General features: G+C 40.6%; 11 protein-coding genes and 2 tRNA genes. 9 read left to right on the top strand and 4 right to left on the bottom strand.

The window, feature by feature from the left end; translation table 11 throughout:
* Positions 1–254: 254 nt before the first annotated feature.
* The gene (locus Q4D72_RS04835) at positions 255–1,016 is read left to right on the top strand and encodes a DUF6261 family protein (protein WP_303076420.1); all 762 of its coding nucleotides are present in this window, start codon (positions 255–257) and stop codon (positions 1,014–1,016) included.
* 3 nt (positions 1,017–1,019) lie between these two features.
* Positions 1,020–2,681 (top strand): hypothetical protein, encoded by a 1,662-nt coding sequence (locus Q4D72_RS04830; RefSeq protein ID WP_303076419.1) that lies wholly within the window; start codon positions 1,020–1,022, stop codon positions 2,679–2,681.
* Between the two features lie 361 nt (positions 2,682–3,042).
* Here Q4D72_RS04830 and Q4D72_RS04825 read toward each other — a convergent pair whose 3' ends face one another.
* From Q4D72_RS04825 to Q4D72_RS04810, 4 genes are all read right to left on the bottom strand, one after another.
* Entirely contained in the window at positions 3,043–4,914 is a 1,872-nt protein-coding gene (locus Q4D72_RS04825) for a sodium:solute symporter family protein (RefSeq protein ID WP_303076418.1), read from the bottom strand.
* A 310-nt stretch (positions 4,915–5,224) separates the two neighbouring features.
* Complete coding sequence (fbp, locus tag Q4D72_RS04820; RefSeq protein ID WP_303076417.1) at positions 5,225–6,256, bottom strand: class 1 fructose-bisphosphatase; 1,032 nt, start codon at positions 6,254–6,256, stop codon at positions 5,225–5,227.
* 102 nt (positions 6,257–6,358) lie between these two features.
* Entirely contained in the window at positions 6,359–7,558 is a 1,200-nt protein-coding gene (locus Q4D72_RS04815) for an MFS transporter (protein ID WP_303076416.1), read from the bottom strand.
* 95 nt (positions 7,559–7,653) lie between these two features.
* Positions 7,654–7,735: transfer RNA gene (locus Q4D72_RS04810), tRNA-Leu, on the bottom strand.
* A gap of 365 nt (positions 7,736–8,100) precedes the next feature.
* On the opposite strand from Q4D72_RS04810, the gene Q4D72_RS04805 reads away from it, so the two are divergent.
* The 7 genes from Q4D72_RS04805 (at position 8,101) to Q4D72_RS04775 (ending at position 14,788) form a co-directional block, all read left to right on the top strand.
* Complete coding sequence (locus Q4D72_RS04805) at positions 8,101–9,054, top strand: type IX secretion system membrane protein PorP/SprF (protein WP_303076415.1); 954 nt, start codon at positions 8,101–8,103, stop codon at positions 9,052–9,054.
* A gap of 1 nt (position 9,055) precedes the next feature.
* The gene (folB, locus tag Q4D72_RS04800) at positions 9,056–9,418 is read left to right on the top strand and encodes a dihydroneopterin aldolase (protein ID WP_303076414.1); all 363 of its coding nucleotides are present in this window, start codon (positions 9,056–9,058) and stop codon (positions 9,416–9,418) included.
* A gap of 50 nt (positions 9,419–9,468) precedes the next feature.
* Positions 9,469–9,539: transfer RNA gene (locus tag Q4D72_RS04795), tRNA-Cys, on the top strand.
* A gap of 66 nt (positions 9,540–9,605) precedes the next feature.
* A complete protein-coding gene (locus tag Q4D72_RS04790) occupies positions 9,606–9,980 on the top strand; it encodes a hypothetical protein (RefSeq protein WP_303076412.1) in 375 nt (124 codons plus the stop codon).
* A 259-nt stretch (positions 9,981–10,239) separates the two neighbouring features.
* On the top strand, positions 10,240–10,656 hold the full coding sequence (locus tag Q4D72_RS04785) for a CBS domain-containing protein (protein ID WP_303076410.1): 417 nt from the start codon (positions 10,240–10,242) through the stop codon (positions 10,654–10,656).
* A 135-nt stretch (positions 10,657–10,791) separates the two neighbouring features.
* Positions 10,792–13,386 carry a DNA gyrase/topoisomerase IV subunit A gene (locus tag Q4D72_RS04780; protein WP_303076409.1) on the top strand — a complete coding sequence of 865 codons (2,595 nt, stop codon included), beginning with the start codon at positions 10,792–10,794 and terminating at the stop codon, positions 13,384–13,386.
* 37 nt (positions 13,387–13,423) lie between these two features.
* Complete coding sequence (locus tag Q4D72_RS04775) at positions 13,424–14,788, top strand: DUF6377 domain-containing protein (protein ID WP_303076408.1); 1,365 nt, start codon at positions 13,424–13,426, stop codon at positions 14,786–14,788.
* The last annotated feature ends 15 nt before the right edge of the window (positions 14,789–14,803 follow it).

Genomic DNA, 14,803 nt, shown 5'->3' with positions numbered 1-14,803 from the left:
AAGCCTACAAGGATTGTTTTGAAGGTCTGGAACTAAAAATGGTAAATAGGTAGGGAGGCTTCTTGTAGTTTAAAGGTTGATGATAAAAAAAGCAAACATAAATTTGTAGGTTTGAAAATAATGTTGTAATATTGCGGAGTGATACTATAAGAAGCAAAAGTTTGGTTTTGGCTTCTTACAACAAACAAAAAATAGGGTTTGATAACTAAATGAAAACTTTTAACTCAACTTGTTAATGCTAAAAATGTAAACGTATGAAACAAATGATTCAAATCAGGTCGGTCAATGATGACCGCCTAAACATTAATGAGTATGCTCATTTCTTAAAAAGCGTACTTATGTTGATTGAACGAACTACTTTGGAGCAGATAAACCTCGAAAAGGAAGTTTATGACCGGCTTGAAAAGTATTTAGATGAACTTACGGAAGCTACCGGTCAGGTGCGCTCAAACAAAGAGACACGTCGCATCTCCGAATTGGATAAAAAACGGGGCGAATACCTTGTCTTTTTGCTTTCCTGTTTCCGTGTAGAGCAAAATAATACGATTCCGGAGCGTAAGGAAGCAGCCCTTTTGCTGTACAAGTCCTTGAAAATGTATGCCGGAACGCAATCCTTACCACTGGCACAGAAAACGCAGGGCATCAATGGCTTTTTGTATGATATCCGAAAGCCCGAGATGAAACCCCATACTGCTGTTCTGGGGGTTGAAAGCACCATTGCGGCACTTGATAATATCAACAAAGAGTATCAAGAGCTTGCTGCCAAACGTGCCAAAGACCAGCTTGAAAACAAGTTAATTAACACCCGAAAGTTACGCAAGGAGATTATGCCCGTGTATAGGTATGTGGTTGATTGTGCGGAGGCTACTTACCTATTGTATCAGACCGAAGAGAGTGCTTACTTCCTGAACTCTTTAAACAAATTGGTTGCCGACACAGTCTTGGCTTACAAGCGCCGACAGCCCAAAAGTACCCTCAGGTCAAAACAGAAAGAATCTGAATCCAAGAAAAGTTAGTCTATGAAGATAAAGGAACGTAGTCGCGCACAGGAATCGACCAGTGCCATTGAGCGTATGTACGTAACAATGCGCCATTTGTTTGCCCGCGGCTTTTACAAACCGATGGGCGTATCGGGTGAAGCCCTGCGGGAATCACTCCTATTGCTCCGTCCGGAGATATACGGCACCATAGCCGAGAGCAAGATTGAGCTTAACGGGCTCACGTATGTACTTGAACGACTGCCACAAGGCATCGAACAATGCCGTTACATTAATCTCATATCCGACGAGGGCTATGCCAAATCACAATTCAAGCCCATTGTTCCGCCCAAACGCAGGCGTAATTGCTATCGGATTGACCCTCAGCAGATGAATATCGAGATTACGAGGGGTCGGTCGGATATTTATGATGCTTTGACACACCTCACTTTCCTGTTCATAGAGTCGCATAAAATTGCCCGAAATGTGCTTATTGAAGAGACAGGGACGCTTTCACGCGATTGGGAGAAGCTTGAACAGGCTGTAAGTAAGGGAAAACTAACGCAGGCGGAACGTGAGTCCACCCTAATTCACATCGGGAACATCTTGGGGCGTACCTTTGAGGAGGTCTTAGAAGTGTATCAGTCCTTGTCAACTGCCCCGCAGCCCGAGCAATTTATCCATATTATTTATTGGTTGGGGAAATTGGCGCTCGATGAGATAGTTCGCGACGAAAAAAGGGTGATTACGTTCAGCACAGTGCTGCGTGAGCGGCTGGGGCACCACCTTCACGGTGAGATATGGGCAGATACCATCAAGCAGGAACTATACAAACACGGCTTGCACAAACGTCCGTTGCATATTATTAGTGCCAATATGCACAGCGTAATGAACAGTTTGTTTGCCCGAAAGGCGTTAAAGGAGCTGAAAGAGAAGACCGCTATGGAAATCTTTGAGCTTTTGAGTCTGCCGGAAAACGAAAATCTGCGCAAGAAGGTAAAAGACTATGCCCGGAAGAAGGGAATGTTGTTTATTCCGGATAGCTCAGGCACGAATATTGACGTTCAGATATTTGACACGGCAAAGATTGACTTCACCGATACACCCTACGAAAACCTCGCCGGTGAGCCTCCGGTGCTTTTTGTAATGGATTATGCTTTTGGCGAGCAGGCTTACGAGACCATTGACGAACTGCTGAAACCCTTCCAGATAGGCAGCGAGAAGCATTTTATGAACGTGGAATCAGTATCCATTATGGGTAAGGCGGGTATATTGGAAGGTGGGAAAGGTGACTTGATGATTCCGACGGCACATATCTTCGAAGGAACATCTGATAACTATCCTTTTCATAATGAACTTACCAAGTCGGACTTTGAGGGATATGGCTTAAAGGTGTTTGAAGGCTCAATGATTACCGTTTTAGGTACCTCTTTGCAGAATAAAGACGTGCTTAATTACTTCCTGCGCTCCACTTGGAACGTAGTAGGGCTGGAAATGGAAGGCGTTCACTACCAAAAGGCTATTCAATCTGCTTCAAAAATACGTAGGAGCATACGTGAAGACGTTAAGGTTCGCTATGCGTACTATGCCTCGGATAACCCATTAGAAACGGGAAGCACGCTCGCTTCCGGCGGATTGGGAACAACAGGTGTGAAACCTACCTATCTTATCACTTTAAAGATACTTGAGCAGATATTTAAATAAGGAAATTACAAGTCATAATGTTACTTGCCTTTGTTGAAGTTGTGAAATTTCAGCAAAGGCTTTTTATTTGGAGTGGTAGCAATTAAAAATTGTTTAGTAATAATATTATTTTTAATGCTTAAAGTTGTGTTCCTAAAATATAGGAATGTTATTTCTTTTAGATGAAGTTATATAGGTAAGTATTACAAGGGTTATTTATTGCCTTTGAAATTATGTATGTTTTTCTTTCTTTATAGCTTTGTATTGAATAAATAATGTAAAAAACAAAATCAATAGTAATTTCGAATCTAAAAGGCTATATTCCTATTAAAAATAAAAAGGGCTACCGGCATCGGTAGCCCCTTAGTTACTAATAACTAAATTAATCTTTATAATTTCGAACAACATCTAACCACGTGAATTTGAGGATAAGCGTGGTTAAAGCAAATACGGCTATTGACCAACCCATTTTCGGATAATCGCGAATCATCAAGAATATAGGTATAAGTATCTGACTGGACTGCCAAATGATACCTATGACACAATTGGACATATCTTTCCAGAAGTTGTGGTTCTTTGCCGCAGTATTGTCTTCCTTCCTTAGCTGTAAATAAACAGGGTGCCACCAACCCCAAGGGCGGATATTCTTGTAGAAAGTTACCAGCACATTCATTTCAGTGGGCTTTGAGAGGTACGTACCCAATAAACAGCCCAGTAACGAGAAGGCAAAGAATATCGGGAAGAGGTATATCGGCGGTATGTGAGCCAAGTCATACGCCCACGAACCTACCTCAAAGTTGTTTTTGTTGCTATCTAAGATGAATTGAAGGGTAGCGATTAAGAGTCCGGCGAGCATTCCCCAGAAGTAACCCCATCCGTTAAAGCGCCACCAAACCCATTTCAAGAAGTTGGCAGCTACGTATCCGCCGTATAGGGCGCTGGTTATCCATAGCGTAATGGAGTTAATGGACTCAGCGAAGAAGCCCATCACCACCCCGAGGATTACAATCCCGAACGACGCCCAGTACGAGGCGTTGATGTAGTGCCGTGCCGAAGCCTCCGGCTTGAAGTATTTCTTGTAAATGTCATTGACAATATACGCCGGACCCGAGTTCACGAAGGCAGAGAAGGTTGACATAAAGGCGGCGAGCAAGCCTGCAAGTAACAAACCTTTAATCCCAACCGGTATATGGAAGTTTACCACCTTCGGAAGGATGGTTTCCAAGTCGTTATTGGTAACTTCGCCCACCATCTGGGGTGCTATGTGAACCAGTGCAATGACCACTATGCCGCCAATGAGCAGGTATCGGGGGATAAAGAGAATCAGGTTCGTGAACCCGCTCATATACGAAGCCTCCTTCACATTGCGTGTTGAGAGTATGCGTTGCATATCATAGCTGGGTGTAGGGCCGGCTACACTGGCAAAGAAGCCTTTAAGGAGTGACATCCCGATGAATGCTCCGAACATTTTGTATCCTTGCGTATCAATCAGATTGTTGAATGCTTGGTACTTGGCGTCCCAGAAGGGCGTTAATTCCCAACTGAAGAAGATGTTTTTCCACTCTTGCGGAATAACGGAGGTTATTTGCACGTCACTAATGGTAAAGAAAGCATATCCGGCGATAAGTATGCCCGCCAGAACCATAATTCCGTACTGCAAAACTTCGGTTGCCACCACTGAAAACATCCCTCCTTTAATGGTATAGATGGTTGTGAGTAGTATAACGATGAGAGCATAGCTCTGTTCGGAGGTTAAGAGTATGCTGTTGCCCAGTTCCAAAGTCATATCCCACGGTAAAATGATGGTCATAAACTTACCGACACCTTCAAAGAAGTAGGCTATGAAGCCAATGGAGGTAATAATGGCAAAGATAGCGATAATTAAGTGCGATGCGCGCCCGGCGGCGTCATTCCCGAAGCGGGTTAGTATCCATTCAGAGCCTGTCATAATGTTTGACCGCCGTATCCAAGCTGCCAAGAATACCATTACGAAGATTTGGTTCCATATGGGCCATATCCACATAAACATAAAACTTTTGACCCCATAGAGGAATAAGATGCCCACCATCCACGCCGTGCCGGCAACATCAAACATTCCCGAGCCGTTACTCAGCCCTAAGTAATACCATTTGATGGAGTTACCCCCCAAGAAGTAAGAGTCTAATCCTTTGGAAGCACGCTTTGATATCCAAACACCTACCCCCACGGTTAAAACAATGTAAAGAACAACGATTAAAATGTCAATACTATTCATATTGTACTTATATTTTGGTAGTTATTATTCTGTATTGTGAAAGATATATGTCATTTCTGCTTCAAAAAGCAAGCAAAGGTATTGTTTTTTTTAATATTTTGCAAGCTAAAAGCAGGCTTTTATGTTTCCCAATTGTATTTTCTGAGGATTGAAATGATGTATGTTGCTTTCGGAAAGAAGCCTTTTGTAGTGTAAGGCAAGGTTAAGCGTATTACAGATGAAAGTTTTAGGAAATAAAATAAAGTTCCCACAACGAAAAACCAATGTTCAATCTGATGAAGGCTTGCCGCTGTGGGAAACAGAGATTGTTTTAATAGGTAGGTTTGTCACCCGGATATTTTGCCATAAAGGCTTCGGCTTTCTCAACCATATTTACCGACCCGCAGAAGAAAGGTACCCGCTGATGAAGCTCCGTGGCTTTGATGTCCATAATGCGGTTGTACCCATCGGAAGCCTTTCCGCCGGCTTGTTCGGTAAGGAAAGCCATCGGGTTGCATTCATAAAGCAGCCGGAGTTTACCCTGTGGGGTGCGTGTGCCTGCGGGATAAATGTAAATACCACCTTTGAGCATATTGCGATGAAAGTCCGACACCAACGAACCGATATATCGTGAGGTATAAGGTCGGTCGCCTTCAAGTGCTTGACAGTATTTGATGTAGTCTTTTACGCCTTGCGGAAAATGTACGTAGTTACCTTCGTTGATGGAATAGATATTTCCGTTTTGGGGGAATTTCATATTGGGGTGTGAAAGGTAGTACGTTCCGATGGAGGGGTCGAGGGTAAAACCGTTTACGCCTCGTCCTGTGGTGTAAACCATCATTGTTGATAGTCCGTAAACGATGTAGCCGGCGGCAACTTGTTTGTTTCCGGGTTGGAGGAAGTCTTCCAATTGTACGGGCGTTCCTTCCGGAGTGATGCGTCGATAGATGGAGAAAATCGTCCCGACCGTAACGTTTACATCGGCATTTGACGAGCCGTCAAGCGGGTCAATCAGCACTACGTATTTGCTTAAATGGCTGTTTTCAGAGGCTTCAATCGGGATGAAAAACTCGTTTTCTTCCGAAGCAATTCCGCAAACAACCTCGCGCTGAGTGAGGGCTTTGATGAAAGTTTCATTGGCAAAGACGTCTAATTTTTTTTGCACTTCGCCCTGAATGTTTTCACTGCCCACATCGCCTAAAATATCTTCCACCAATCCGGCTTTGTTCACTTCTCGGTTTACGACCTTTGAAGCCAACCGAATGGAACTCAGTAGGCGGGTTAATTCCCCCGTGGAATACTGAAAATCTTTCTGATTCTGGATGATGAATTCACCCATTGTTTGATACGTTTTTGTAGCCATATTGTGTCTTTTTTATTGCTTCAAAGTTACTAAATAAAGCGTAAAAATCAAAAAAATAACCAATATAAATTTTTAGGTAGCTAACGTTCAGTAAATCAGAGGTTAGTTTGGGTTTTTGTAATGTTTTTTATTGTTTAAATTCGGAAGAAAATACGCAATTAATCCCATTAAAGGCAAAAAAGAACATATTTTGTATACGAAATCAATGCTGGTTAGGTCGATAATTTTGCCCAAAACGGCAGAGGCAAGTCCGCCCATCCCGAAGGCAAAACCGTAAAAAAGCCCTGAAACCATTCCGATTTTTTTAGGTAATAATTCTTGCACATACACCAAAATAGCGGGAAATGCCGATGAGATGATAAGCCCGATAACGACGATTAAAACGGCTGTCCACTGCTGATTTACATACGGAAGTAAAAGTGCAAAAGGGGCGGCGCCCAGCACGGAAAACCAAATGACGAATTTCCGTCCGAAACGATCGCCAAAAATACCGCCGAGCAGCGTTCCCAAAGCGGCAGCGCCCAAAAAGTAGAATAAATAAACTTGTGCTTGCACTTGGGTTAAACCAAATTTTTGCAAGGTGTAAAACTGAAAATAATTGGTGATTCCGGCAGTGTAAAAATATTTTGAAAAAATCAAAATCAGCAAAATAACTATTGATGCTGCTATTTTTTGTTTTGATAAATCGGGTTGAACAACGGTTGTTTTAGGTGTGTTTTTACTGTTTTTTAATTGACGGCTACGCCATTTCCCGACGTAAATTAAAATGCTTATGGCTAATAAAGAGGCGATTAAAAACCATAGTGAGTGTATTTTTCCGTACGGAATTACAATCAATGCAATGAGTAGCGGGGCGATGGCCGTGCCTGAGTTTCCGCCCAATTGAAAGATGGATTGTGCCAAACTTCGTTTTCCGCCCGAAGCCAAATAAGCCACTCGTGATGATTCGGGGTGAAAGATGGACGAACCTGTCCCAACTAAAAAAACGGCAACCAAAACCCAAAGATAGCTCGTTGAAAAAGAAAGTGTTATGATGCCAAGTGAGGTGAAAATCATTCCGATGACTTGCGAGTAGGGAAGGGGTGTTTTGTCGGTAAAATTTCCGACCAGCGGTTGAAAAATGGAAGCCGAAATTTGATAACAAAGCGTGATTATCCCGATTTGTGTCATTGATAAACCGAATTCTTGCTGTAATTGCGGATAGCTGGCAGTGATGACGGCTTGAAGCAAGTCGTTGAGAGTGTGTGCAATGGCAATGGCGAAGAGTATAGAGTATGCCGTTTTATTTTTTGTTTGTTCCATTGTAGGGAGAATTTATATCATATTGATAATTATGCAGTTTGCAAAAATAAAAAAACCTCAATTTATTCGGTTAAATAAATCAAGGTTTTAAAAAGTGCGGGTGAAGGGACTCGAACCCCCACGCCGTGAAGCACCAGATCCTAAGTCTGGCGTGTCTACCAATTTCACCACACCCGCAAGTGATGAATGTTTTGCGGTGCAAATATACGCAAGTTTTTTTAATAACCAATATTTTTTTGAAAAAAAGTAGATTTTTTTTAACCGAGCTAAAAAGTGAATTTGAACTGAGCGTTTTTACTAAGCGAAAAACCAGAGGAAAGGCAAATTTTTAAAAGTGATGAAAGTCCAAAAAACAGGGGTGTTTTTTCTTTTAAAAATGTTAAAAATGGACTAATGTGTTAAAAATTTCCTATGAAACTAAAAAAAAGTAGGAAAAGAAAAAAAAAGTAGTGATATTTGTCCACGTTTTAGCGTGTTGTGCTTTTTGGTGTTTTGCCATATATATAAAGGTATGACGATGTTTTATACTAATTCTATCAACAATGAAAAAAATATTATTAATCCTTACGGCTTGTGTTATTGGGGGTAAGGTATCGGCACAAGAGTTACACTTGCCTCAAATGAATCAATACTTGGCAGATAGTGAGTTTTTGATTACGTCCACTTATGCAGGGATTGGAGATTTTGTTAAGTTGCGTTTTAGCGGTGTTTCACAATGGGTGGGAATCAAAAACGCACCTGACTATCAGTCGCTTTCAGGAGATATTCGGATTGGAGAGCGGAGCGGTGCGGGGCTGATTCTTTATAACGATAAAAACGGACATACCAAACAGATGGGAGGCAAGGCAAGTTTTGCACACCATTTGACGCTTGACCGCTATGAGAATCACTTTGTCTCATTCGGTATTTCGTATGCGTTGAACACATTTCGCATTGATATTGACAAGTTTGATTCGTCGGCGTCGGCTGACCCCTCGGTAACAAACAATCGTTCGCAGGTGAATCACAACTTTGACGTAGGCTTTTTGTATCGTTACAAAGGGTGGTTTATGAGCCTTAATGCGTTGAATATCTTGAATAAAAACATAGATATTTTTGCAACTAATGAGCCTCGTGCGCTTCGTAATTACACGCTCTACACGGGTTATCGTTACAAAAAATATCGTACGAGCAATTTTGAGATTGAACCTTCAATTTTTGTTCAATTTTATGAAAGTGACCGTCGTTCATCTTCTGACGTGAATTTAAAATTCCGTTGGAGAGATTTGGAAGACTATTACTGGGTAGGTGCAAATTATCGTTTTTTGAATGATCAAGTTTTTCAGCCGCTTACCGTAGGTCCTATGGCAGGTATTAAGCGCGGGTATTTTTACTTTGCGTACTCTTACCAAATGATGCTGAATAAATTAATAGCCTATAATTCAGGTTCACACGTTATTACACTGGGGCTTGACTTGTTCCAAGGGGTGAGCAATTGTAGATGTACACACCAATAGAATGGGGCAAATTATTTTAAAAAACATACGGGTTTTCACCAATCACGGTTGTTTGCACGAAGAGAAGCTCATAGGGAGTGATTATCGTGTTGATTTAAAAATTTCGTTGGATTTGACTAGGTCAATTGCCTCGGACGAGCTTTCCGATACGGTGAATTATGTGCATTTGAACAGAATTGTAAAAGAAGAGATGGCTGTTCGGTCAAAACTTTTAGAACACGTAGCCGGAAGAATTTGCGACAGAATTTTGAAGGAACTTGTTCAAACCAAGAAAGTTGTGCTGAAAATTTCAAAATTGAATCCGCCTATTGGAGGGGATGTTCAAGCCGTGGGAGTAAAAATAAAACGCAAAAGATTTGGTTAGTATCGTAAAAAAGGTTACTTTTGTCCGCTGAATATGAAATAATGATATAGGGCATCGTGGCCGAGTGGCTAGGCAGAGGTCTGCAAAACCTTGTACAGCGGTTCGAATCCGCTCGATGCCTCAAACAAATGTCGGTTTTGGGGTTCAGCACTTGTCTTTTTAAGTAAAACTATAAAATTTTAGTGAAATGATAAACGTGTTAGACAAATTTATTCAAGATGTAAAAACAAACATACCCGGATTTATAGCCGTATCAGTTACGGAGGTACGTTCGGGGGTTTCTTACGGAGCTGAAACAGTGAACCCGAATTTTGACCCGACCTTGGCTTCGGCATATCATTTAGAGGTGGTAAAATCAGAGCAGAATGCTCTTAAGGTGTTAGGAGTGAAGGAGAAAATTGAAGATATTTTGGTTCTTCTAACTGATCAGATTCACATTATCAATATTTCGGATAACGGAACATACTTCATTTACTTAACAATAGATTCAACAAAAGCAAATTTGGGCTTGACCCGAGCCTTGTTAGCTAAATACAAAAAAGATTTAGCAGCTGTTTTTTAAAAAGAAACTAATTTATTATATCCATCTTAAAGCTCTGATTTTTGTAATTCAGAGCTTTTTTTTGTTTTAGGTGGTAAGTTGTTGATATTGTTTTGTTTATATCGACAAATGTGTTGTTTTGTTTTTTATTAACGCAAACCTTGTAAAGGTACGGCAAAGAAAATTAAAAAACAATGAGGTTGCTCATATATTTTTTGTTTTTCTGGTTTTAATTTTGTTCTATCAATTTAAACGAATTAATAACTAAAAAAGTGTGATTATGAAACAGCGCGTACCCGTATCTCAAATTATGTCGAGAAAGTTAGTAACTTTAGATCCGACACAGTCATTGTATGATGCTGAACGAATGTTTAAAAAGCATAAAATCAGGCATATTCCGGTGGTTGAAAATGACCGCATAATCGGGATTGTGAGTTATTCTGACCTGTTGCGTATCAGCTTTGCTGATATGACAAGCGGCGAAGAAGAGGTTACATCGGTGGTTTACGATATGTACACCATTCCGCAGATAATGGCAAAAACACCGCTCACAGTCAATGCCAACACCACTATTAAAGAGGTGGCTGAAATTCTTGCCAAGCAAAGTTTTCATTCGGTTCCAGTGTTGGAAAACGAAAAGTTGGTGGGCATTGTAACCACCACTGATTTGTTGAATTATCTGTTAGAACAGTATTAAAAGAAGCAAAACACGAGTGGGCAATTCTCTTTCAAGAATTGCCCACTCGTGTTTTTAACAAGCAGCAATGGGTAAGTTTTAAAAAGATTTGTTATATTTGCAAACTGTCAAATCTTTATCAGTTTATCTATTTCGATGGAAGAAAACACACCGCAAACTTCGCAACAATCAAGCGAAAGCATCACTAAAATTACCGGAATGTATGAAACTTGGTTTCTGGACTATGCTTCATACGTGATTCTTGACCGTGCTATTCCCAGTATTGAAGACGGTTTCAAACCCGTGCAACGGCGTATTATGCACGCACTTAAAGAACTTGACGATGGGCGCTATAACAAAGTTGCCAATGTAGTGGGGCATACGATGCAGTATCACCCGCACGGTGATGCAAGTATCGGTGATGCAATGGTGCAAATCGGGCAGAAAGATTTGCTGATTGACACGCAAGGAAACTGGGGAAATATTTTAACCGGCGACGGAGCGGCAGCACCGCGTTACATTGAGGCTCGCTTGTCAAAATTTGCACTGGACGTGGTTTTTAGTCCTGATATAACGCAATGGCAGATGAGTTACGACGGGCGAAAAAAAGAACCCGTATTTTTGCCGGCTAAATTTCCGTTGCTTTTGGCGCAAGGCACTGAGGGTATTGCCGTAGCGCTTTCAGCAAAAATATTGCCGCACAACTTTAACGAACTGATTGAGGCTTCGATTAAATACTTGAAAGGACAGCCCTTTGAGCTTTATCCCGATTTCCCGACCGCGGGAATTGTTGATGTAACCAATTACAATGACGGGCAACGGGGCGGGCGTGTGCGCGTGCGAGCCAAAATTTCGCAAGTGGATAAAAGTACGCTCAAAATCGAGGAAATTCCATTTTCAACCACCACTCATTCCTTGATTGATTCCATTTTAAAAGCCAACGAAAAAGGAAAAATCAAAATCAAAAAAGTAGATGATAATACTGCTGAAAATGTGGAGATTATCATTCATTTGCCACCCGGAATTTCACCCGACAAAACCATTGATGCTCTTTATGCTTTCACGGCTTGTGAAACCTCGGTAGCGCCACTGGCGTGCATCATTCAAGATAATAAACCGTTGTTTTTGGGCGTTTCTGAAATTTTACGACGTTCTACCGATAATACGGTGTCGTTGCTAAAAAAAGAACTGGAATTTGATTTAGCCCAATTGCAGGAGAAATGGCATTTTTCTTCTTTGGAAAAAATATTTATCCGCGAGGAAATGTACATTGATTTTAAGTTGTATTCTGACAGAGAATCGCTGTATCAATATCTTTATGAGCGTTTTGAGCCGTTCAAAGATACGTTTCTTCGTGCTATTACGGATGATGATTTACAGCGACTTACGCAAATTCCGATGATTCGCATCACGCGTTTTGATTCGTTCAAAGCTGATGAAAACATCGCTAAGATTGAAGCTGATATTGAGGAAATTAAAAACCATTTAGCGAATTTGGTTGATTATGCCATCAATCATTTTAGGCGTTTGCAAACCACCTATGGAAAGGGTAGGGAGCGGAAGACTGAAATTCGTCCGTTTGACACCATCGAAGCGGCAAAAGTGGTGGTACGAAACATCAAATTGTATGTAAATAAAGCGGAAGGCTTCGTCGGCACATCGCTTAAAAAAGATGAATATGTGGGCGATTGTAGCGACATTGACGATGTGATTGTCTTTACCGAAAGCGGAATGATGAAAGTGGTGAAAGTCAGTGACAAAACGTACGTGGAGAAAAACATCATTCACACGGCGGTTTTCAAAAAAGACGACAAACGCACCATTTACAACGTAATTTACAAAGACGGGCAAACCGGATTTTCATACATCAAACGATTTAACGTTACGGGTGTTATTCGCGATAAGGAATATGAATTGATTCCGAAACATAAAAATTCTAAAATATTGTATTTCAGTGCGAATCCTAACGGAGAAGCCGAAATTGTTACGGTGAATTTACGCCAAGTAGGAACCATTCGCAAACTGAAATGGGACATTGATTTTGCCGATACGCTCATCAAAGGGCGGGGTGTGAAAGGAAATCTCGTGTCAAAATATCCCATCAAACGTATCGAACTCAAAGAAAAAGGCGTTTCAACGCTCAAACCGCGAAAAATTTGGTTTGATGATGTGGTAAAACGCTTAAACACAGATGAAAGAGGGCAGTTACTTGGAGCATTTAAAGGCAGTGACCGCTTGTTGTTAATCACCAAAGAAGGCAACGTGAAAACCGTGATTCCTGATTTGAGTTTGCATTTTGAAAACAACGTTTTGATAATGGAAAAATGGATTCCTGAAAAACCCATTTCGGTCATTTATTACGATGGCGAAAAGGAACGTTGCTTCGTGAAACGCTTTGTGATTGAGAACGAAAACAAAGAAGAATTGGTCATTTCCGAGCACCCAAAATCACAATTATTGTACGTTTCATCGCATTGGCGACCAATGGCGGAAGTGGTTTTTGCCAAAGAAAAAGGAAAAGCCGACAAGGAAAATTTATTGGTAAATCTGGAAGAATTTATTGCCATTAAAGGAATAAAAGCACTTGGTAATCAATTAACTACCGATAAAGTAAAGGAAATCATTTCGTTGGAACCGCTCCCTTACGAGCCAGTTGAGGAGGAAACCGAAACCGAAGTTGTGGGCGATGAGCAAATCATTGAAGATGAGCATCAAAACGGCGACGGAATGCAAACCCAGTTGGAATTTTAATCGTGAATTTTTTGGTAAAAAAGGGCTGTTTCGTGCTATGAGAAAAATATTATTTATCATTTTGATAGTTAGTTTGTTACATTGTGTTTCTGCACAACAAAGCAGGGATTCGGTGGTGGCACGGCTTCAACAGGTAATTAAAAACAGCGAGCAGTACATACATAAAAAAGAACTGAAAATCAATTCATTAAAGGAAATGTTGGAAGATAACCAACTTCCTGATAATGAGGCGTATCACATTCATTTAAAATTGTACGAAGAATACCGAAAATACAAGGTGGATTCAGCGGTGGCTTATCTGCTGAAAAACAAAGAAATAGCTTTAAGGTTGAAAGACAGTGTTTTACATAATGAAGCCAACATACAGCTCTCAAAATTGTATTCCATCAAAGGAATGTACGTCGAGGCACTTAACTTGCTGAAATCCATTGATAAAGGTCTGCTAAGCCAAAAAATGTTGTGTGAATATTACGATTCGTTTTATTCTTTTTACAGCCATTACGGGCAAAGTACTAATAATTTGTATTATTTTGAGCAAAGTGACCGCTATCGCGACTCGCTTTTGCTACATCTTCCGAAAGAAAGTGTCGAATATCGGATAGAAATTGCCGTAAAAAACTTTTTTTTGGCAAAATTTTCCGACTCCGAAGCTCAATTTCTTGAATTATTACAAAAAACAACCGATAAAAATCCTGAAAGAGCCTTAATTGCTTACTTTTTAGGAAAAATCTATCAGGAAAAAGGTGATATGGCACAACAAGAGGCTTATTTTTCGATGTCTGCCATCACGGATATTCAAAATACGATTAAAAATAACGCTTCCCTTCAAAGTTTGGCACTCACGCATTACACGGCGGGCGACCTGACCCAAGCTTATCAATTCATAAAAATGGCGATTGAAGACGCGATTTTCTGCAATGTGCGTCATCGAGCAGAAGAAGGGGCTTCGTTTTACACCATTATTAATACGGCTTACCAACAAAAAGAAGAAAAACAGAAAAAAACACTACAAGCCTATTTGCTGTTAATCAGCATTTTATCATTGGCTCTTATCGTTGCTTTGGTATATGTTTACAAGCAAATGAAACGGCTTGTTAAAATACGTAAAGAGCTGTACCACAGTAATAAAGAATTGGCTCGGCTTAATGCTGAACTTTCAGAATTAAATAGTAACTTACAGGAAACCAACAAGATAAAAGAAGAGTACATCGCTCATTTTTTCAATTTGTGTTCGGCGTATATTGATAAGATTGAAAGTTATCGTAAATTTTTGTACAAAAAAGCCAATCGAAATCAGTTTGATGAATTGGTGAAACTGCTGAAATCCAATGCGGTAGAAGAAAAAGAAGTGGAGGAATTGTACAAGAATTTAACGATTTGTTGCTGGACGATGAAAAGATAATTCCGAAAAAAGGCG

This window comes from Capnocytophaga sp. (assembly GCF_030532915.1).
Lineage (GTDB): Bacteria > Bacteroidota > Bacteroidia > Flavobacteriales > Flavobacteriaceae > Capnocytophaga.
Note: the sequence above shows the minus strand (reverse complement) of the source record. Positions and strands in the feature narration are given on the sequence as shown.

Coding starts and splice junctions, on each gene's coding strand:
- folB (WP_303076414.1), top strand. CDS start 9,056: ATGGGGCAAATTATTTTAAAAAACATACGGGTTTTCACCAATCACGGT.
- Q4D72_RS04805 (WP_303076415.1), top strand. CDS start 8,101: ATGAAAAAAATATTATTAATCCTTACGGCTTGTGTTATTGGGGGTAAG.
- Q4D72_RS04825 (WP_303076418.1), bottom strand. CDS start 4,914: ATGAATAGTATTGACATTTTAATCGTTGTTCTTTACATTGTTTTAACC.
- Q4D72_RS04815 (WP_303076416.1), bottom strand. CDS start 7,558: ATGGAACAAACAAAAAATAAAACGGCATACTCTATACTCTTCGCCATT.
- Q4D72_RS04830 (WP_303076419.1), top strand. CDS start 1,020: ATGAAGATAAAGGAACGTAGTCGCGCACAGGAATCGACCAGTGCCATT.
- Q4D72_RS04780 (WP_303076409.1), top strand. CDS start 10,792: ATGGAAGAAAACACACCGCAAACTTCGCAACAATCAAGCGAAAGCATC.
- fbp (WP_303076417.1), bottom strand. CDS start 6,256: ATGGCTACAAAAACGTATCAAACAATGGGTGAATTCATCATCCAGAAT.
- Q4D72_RS04835 (WP_303076420.1), top strand. CDS start 255: ATGAAACAAATGATTCAAATCAGGTCGGTCAATGATGACCGCCTAAAC.
- Q4D72_RS04790 (WP_303076412.1), top strand. CDS start 9,606: ATGATAAACGTGTTAGACAAATTTATTCAAGATGTAAAAACAAACATA.
- Q4D72_RS04785 (WP_303076410.1), top strand. CDS start 10,240: ATGAAACAGCGCGTACCCGTATCTCAAATTATGTCGAGAAAGTTAGTA.
- Q4D72_RS04775 (WP_303076408.1), top strand. CDS start 13,424: ATGAGAAAAATATTATTTATCATTTTGATAGTTAGTTTGTTACATTGT.